Source organism: Mesorhizobium sp. M7A.F.Ca.CA.003.01.2.1 (assembly GCF_003998945.1).
Classification (GTDB): Bacteria; Pseudomonadota; Alphaproteobacteria; order Rhizobiales; family Rhizobiaceae; genus Mesorhizobium; species Mesorhizobium ciceri.
The window spans coordinates 1-4443 of the sequence record NZ_RZRA01000453.1 but is presented as its reverse complement, the minus strand read 5'-3'; the positions used below and the strand labels follow the sequence as shown (position 1 = coordinate 4443).

Annotated in this window: 7 protein-coding genes; 6 read left to right on the top strand and 1 reads right to left on the bottom strand. The window is 61.9% G+C overall.

The annotated features are described in order from the left end of the window. The 4 genes from EN969_RS18520 to EN969_RS18505 all read left to right on the top strand — a co-directional run. On the top strand, positions 1–332 hold a 332-nt coding region (locus EN969_RS18520), incomplete at its 5' end, for a phosphoribosylformylglycinamidine synthase subunit PurQ (protein ID WP_206525178.1). 84 nt (positions 333–416) lie between these two features. After that, positions 417–1082, top strand: coding sequence for a glutathione S-transferase family protein (locus EN969_RS18515; protein ID WP_013532130.1), 666 nt, complete (start codon positions 417–419; stop codon positions 1080–1082). Next, positions 1079–1486, top strand: coding sequence for a hypothetical protein (locus EN969_RS18510; protein WP_063167820.1), 408 nt, complete (start codon positions 1079–1081; stop codon positions 1484–1486). The genes EN969_RS18515 and EN969_RS18510 overlap by 4 nt, the downstream gene beginning before the upstream one ends. 3 nt (positions 1487–1489) lie before the next feature. Next, complete coding sequence (locus EN969_RS18505) at positions 1490–2131, top strand: Pr6Pr family membrane protein (RefSeq protein WP_013532132.1); 642 nt, start codon at positions 1490–1492, stop codon at positions 2129–2131. A 76-nt stretch (positions 2132–2207) separates the two neighbouring features. On the opposite strand, the gene EN969_RS18500 is transcribed toward EN969_RS18505, so the two are convergent. Further along, positions 2208–2459: a DUF1127 domain-containing protein gene (locus EN969_RS18500; RefSeq protein ID WP_063167819.1), complete on the bottom strand. Its 252-nt coding sequence runs from the start codon at positions 2457–2459 to the stop codon at positions 2208–2210. A 92-nt stretch (positions 2460–2551) separates the two neighbouring features. Between EN969_RS18500 and EN969_RS18495 the strand changes: the two genes are divergently transcribed. Then, positions 2552–3961 carry a PLP-dependent aminotransferase family protein gene (locus EN969_RS18495; protein ID WP_013532134.1) on the top strand — a complete coding sequence of 470 codons (1410 nt, stop codon included), beginning with the start codon at positions 2552–2554 and terminating at the stop codon, positions 3959–3961. A gap of 119 nt (positions 3962–4080) precedes the next feature. Further along, a partial coding sequence (locus tag EN969_RS18490) for an AIR synthase related protein (protein ID WP_245467458.1) occupies positions 4081–4443 on the top strand: 363 nt, incomplete at its 3' end.

The window sequence follows — 4443 nt, the reverse complement described above, 5'->3', positions numbered from 1 at the left end:
GGCAGGTGAACCTCGAGATCACCAAGGCAAACCCCATTTCCCCCCGCCGCTATCAGCCGGGCCAGATCATCCGCTCGCCGGTCGCGCATCATGACGGCAATTATTTCGCCGACGCCGACACGCTTGCCCGTCTCGAAGGCGAAGGCCAGGTGGTGTTCCGCTATGCCGAGGGCACCAACCCCAACGGCTCGATCAACGACATTGCCGGCATCGTCAACAGCCAAGGCAATGTGCTCGGGCTGATGCCGCATCCGGAAAACCTGATCGAAGCAGCTCATGGCGGTACCGACGGCCGCGGACTGTTCGAGAGCGCCCTCGGCATCGCTGCCTGACGATATCGAAGCGAACAGCTTGAAAACAGCCGGACATTCCTGTCTCTTTGGAGCAAGTCTGGTTCATTGGGGAGAGAGACGGTCATGAAACTCTATTCGCGGCCGTTGTCGCCCTACTCGTCGATCGTGCGGGCATTGGCCTACATCAAGGACGTGCCACTCAAGATCATCGCGCCGCCGCCCGGTTTTCCCATCCCGGAAGAGTTTCGCGCCATCTCGCCGATGAACCGGATTCCGGTGCTGATCACCGGCTCGGGCGAGACGATCGTCGAATCGGTGGTCATCGCCGAATATCTCGAGGAACGGTTTCCAGAACCGGCGCTGCTGCCCCCCGATTCCAAGGACCGTGCGCTGGTGCGCATGTTCGCCCGCATCACCGATCTCGATGTGCTGACCCCGTTGATGAAGCTTTTCGAGCTTCATTCCGTGCCGAAGCGCAACAATGCCGAGATCGACGCTCAGTTCGCCCGCCTGCATCATGGACTGGCGGCAATCGAGGCCCGTATGGCGCAAGGGCCCTTCGCACTCGGCGACGACATCAGCTTCGCCGATGCCTGGCTGACGCCGACGCGGTTCATCTTCAACAATTTCCGCGCCATGACAGGACGCCACGACCTGCTCGACGCCTATCCCAAATTCGACGCCTACCAGCAGATCGCCTCGCAACACCCGGCATTGTCGCGTGTGTGGGGCGAGATGACCGACGGCTTGAAAATCTTCCTGTCCGAGCTTGAGATGGGTGCCGCTTGATCAAGTCGAGGACGATCGCGCTGGTCGCCGCGACGGGCTTTGTGCTGGCATCCTGCCAGTCGACGCCAAAGAGCACGCCTGTTCCCTCGGGCAAAAGTGCAGCGCTGCTGGCCATGGAACAAGTGGCGATCGCCGCCCACAAATGCTGGATCGCCAGCAAGGACCCGGCCTTCAAACCGTATCAGATGGCCAATGAGCTGAATTCGTTCAGCGGCACGCCGCGTTTCCTGCTGGTTCCGGCCAAGCACTATGGCGGCAAACCTTTGCTGGTCGTGCAGGCGCAAGGCAATTCTAGCCGTGTCGACGTCTTCGGACCGCTGATGAACGATCCGCTCGGCGCCCGCATCGGCTCCGACATTTCCCGCTGGCAGGCCGGCAATCCGGCCTGCGCCGCGACGGCCTAGCCCATGGGCCGGTTCCTGCAGATTGTGGGGCTGGTCATCGGTCTGGCCGGGCTCATCCTGCAGTTCTGCATCAGCATTCCTGCATCGATGGAAGCAGGCCGCAGCCTGCTTGGCTCCGTCATTTTCGTCTTCAGCTTCTTCACCATCCTGACCAACATCGGCGCGGTGCTGGTGTACACGTCGCTGCTGTCACCCACCTTCTATGCCTGGCTGCCGGCCTTTGCAGGGGCGCGGATGCGCACCGGCGTTGCGGTTTCGATCGCACTGGTCTTCATCATCTACGCAACGGTTCTGGCACGACTCTGGCAGCCGCAGGGACTGTTCCTGCTCTGCGATGTTCTCCTGCACTACGTCACGCCGGTGCTGTTCGTGCTGTGGTGGCTGATATCGGGCGCCGACGGCCGGACACGCTGGAGCGACATTTCGTGGTGGGTGATCTATCCCATCGCTTATCTGGTCTATGCGCTGGTGCGGGCGCCGCTTGCCGGCGAGGTGCCCTACCCTTTCCTGAACATCGCCAAGAACGGCGCGACCAGCGTCGTCATCTCAGCTGCAGCCATCACCGGACTTTTCCTCGTGCTGTGCGTGGTCGCCGTCCTTGCGGACCATGCCGTTGCACGCACCAGGGCGTCGAGGGTCCGTTAGAACTGTGCGGACCTTCTGTCCGGATTTCCCGGGACCATCATCTTTCCCAAACCGGTTCCCACTTTTGGGATCACGGTCAGTCCCAGAACGGCCTGATGCCCTCGCGGTGGGCGTCGCAGCGCGTGACGCCGATATCCTTGAGCTGGTCGTCGGTCATCTCCAGCAGAGCCAACCGGCTGCGGCGGCGATCCAGCAGGTTGTCGATCCATCTTGCCAGCGACCTCAGCACGCGCACAAGGCGGCTGACAAAGCCGCGCTGAGCCGACGGGCGTGTCGATTGGGCCGATAATGCAGCGCTCGAATGACGTATTGTCACGATTGTATTCATTTTCTTTCTGCCAAAGTCCTAAATTGTACCCTTTTGGCACGCGATTGATATGTATTGACTCATCTATCGGTGCAATATAGAAAATTGTCACCATGACAAATTGGCTTCCAGATCTCACTGCCGGCTCCGGCCCGCTGTATCAGCGGCTGGCGGATTCCATCGAGACGGACATCGATCGGGGCGTGATCGATGCCGGCGCAAAGTTGCCGCCGCAGCGCGACCTCGCCTACGACATCGGCACCACCGTCGGCACGGTCGGCCGGGCCTATCAATTGCTGCGCGAGCGTGGGCTGGTGAGCGGCGAGGTCGGGCGTGGAACCTATGTGCTCGGCCAGCGCGCGAAGCCGGATTTTCCGGCTCCGGACGTCGGCGGCGAAGGCACGCGCTATATCGATGCGCCTAAAGGCAAGCTGCGTTTCGACAGCACCGCAGCACCTGATATCGGCCAGGGCGACATTGTCGCCGGTGTCCTGTCGCGCACGGCGCAAGACCATCCGCATGAGATTTCGAGCTACACCAGGGATTTCCCCGAACGATGGTACGAAGCCGGCGCCCGCTGGTTGGCGCGCAATTCCTTTCGCCCGGATGCCGACACCATCGTTCCCACGCTCGGCACCCATGCGGCGGTGATGGCGGCGATCGCGGCGCTCACCATGCCTGGCGACTATGTTGCCTTCGAGCACCTCACCTACTCGCAGGTTTCCCGCAGTGCCGGCTTGATCGGCAGGCGCACCGCGTTGGTGGCATCGGACGATGAAGGCATCGATCCGCAGGATTTCGAGCGCGTCTGCGCGCAAAAGCATCCCAAGATGATCTTCCTGATGCCGACGGCGCAGAATCCGACGCTGGCCACCTTGTCGGCGGCGCGCCGCGAAGCGATCGCCCATGTCGCACGCGAATACAATGTCGTCCTCATCGAGGACGACCTCTATGGCAATCTGACCGATGATCCGACGCCGTTGCTGGCCGAATATGCTCCTGAGAGGACCATTGTCGCGGGCGGCCTGTCGAAGTCGGTCGCAGCCGGTGTGCGCGGCGGCTGGCTTTCCTGCCCGCCCGCCTACCGCCACCGCATCCGCGTCGCCCACAAGATGATGACCGGCGGCATGCCCTTCCTGCTGGCGGAGGTGAATACAAGGCTGGTGCTGTCCGGTCAGGCGGATGAGATACGAAAGCGCAGCATCGCCGAAATCAGCGCCCGCATCGCCATCGTACGCGAGACTTTGGCCGGCTTCGCCTTCAAGTCGCATGACAGGGTGCCCTTTGTCTGGCTGACCCTGCCCGACCCCTGGCTTTCCGGCACCTTCAAGAACGCTTGCCTGGAGCACGGCGTGCTGATCGACGACGAGGACGAATTCAAGGCCGGCCGTTCCGAGCAGGTTTTCCATGGCGTCCGCTTCGGCGTTTCGCAGCCGAGACAGCGCGGGGATATCGCTGAAGGCGTTGCGGTGATCCGGCGACTTCTCGATGAAGGCCGCGCCGGCTACGACAGCTTCTCCTGACACTGCGTGGCTTTGTCCGGTTTTCCGTCGTTTTTCGTCAATCCATGGGTGTATCGGCCGCAAGGCTTGCGATAAGACGGGACTCAAAATCCCAACGTCCCGGATAAAAATCGCCGCCCATGACCATTTCCAATTCCGTGCCGATCACCCCCGAGCTCATTGCCTCACACGGGCTCAAGCCCGACGAGTACCAGCGCATTCTCGACCTCGTCGGGCGCGAGCCGAGCTTCACCGAACTCGGCATCTTCTCGGCGATGTGGAATGAGCACTGCTCCTACAAATCCTCGAAGAAATGGCTGCGCACGCTGCCGACCACCGGACCTCAGGTCATCCAGGGGCCGGGCGAGAATGCTGGCGTGGTCGACATCGGCGATGGCGACTGCGTCGTCTTCAAGATGGAGAGTCACAACCACCCATCCTACATCGAGCCCTACCAGGGTGCGGCGACCGGCGTCGGCGGCATATTGCGCGACGTCTTCACC

Bases quoted from the DNA above. Each gene is read 5' to 3' on its own strand.
- EN969_RS18500 (WP_063167819.1), bottom strand. From the start codon at position 2,459: ATGAATACAATCGTGACAATACGTCATTCGAGCGCTGCATTATCGGCC.
- EN969_RS18495 (WP_013532134.1), top strand. From the start codon at position 2,552: ATGACAAATTGGCTTCCAGATCTCACTGCCGGCTCCGGCCCGCTGTAT.
- EN969_RS18515 (WP_013532130.1), top strand. From the start codon at position 417: ATGAAACTCTATTCGCGGCCGTTGTCGCCCTACTCGTCGATCGTGCGG.
- EN969_RS18505 (WP_013532132.1), top strand. From the start codon at position 1,490: ATGGGCCGGTTCCTGCAGATTGTGGGGCTGGTCATCGGTCTGGCCGGG.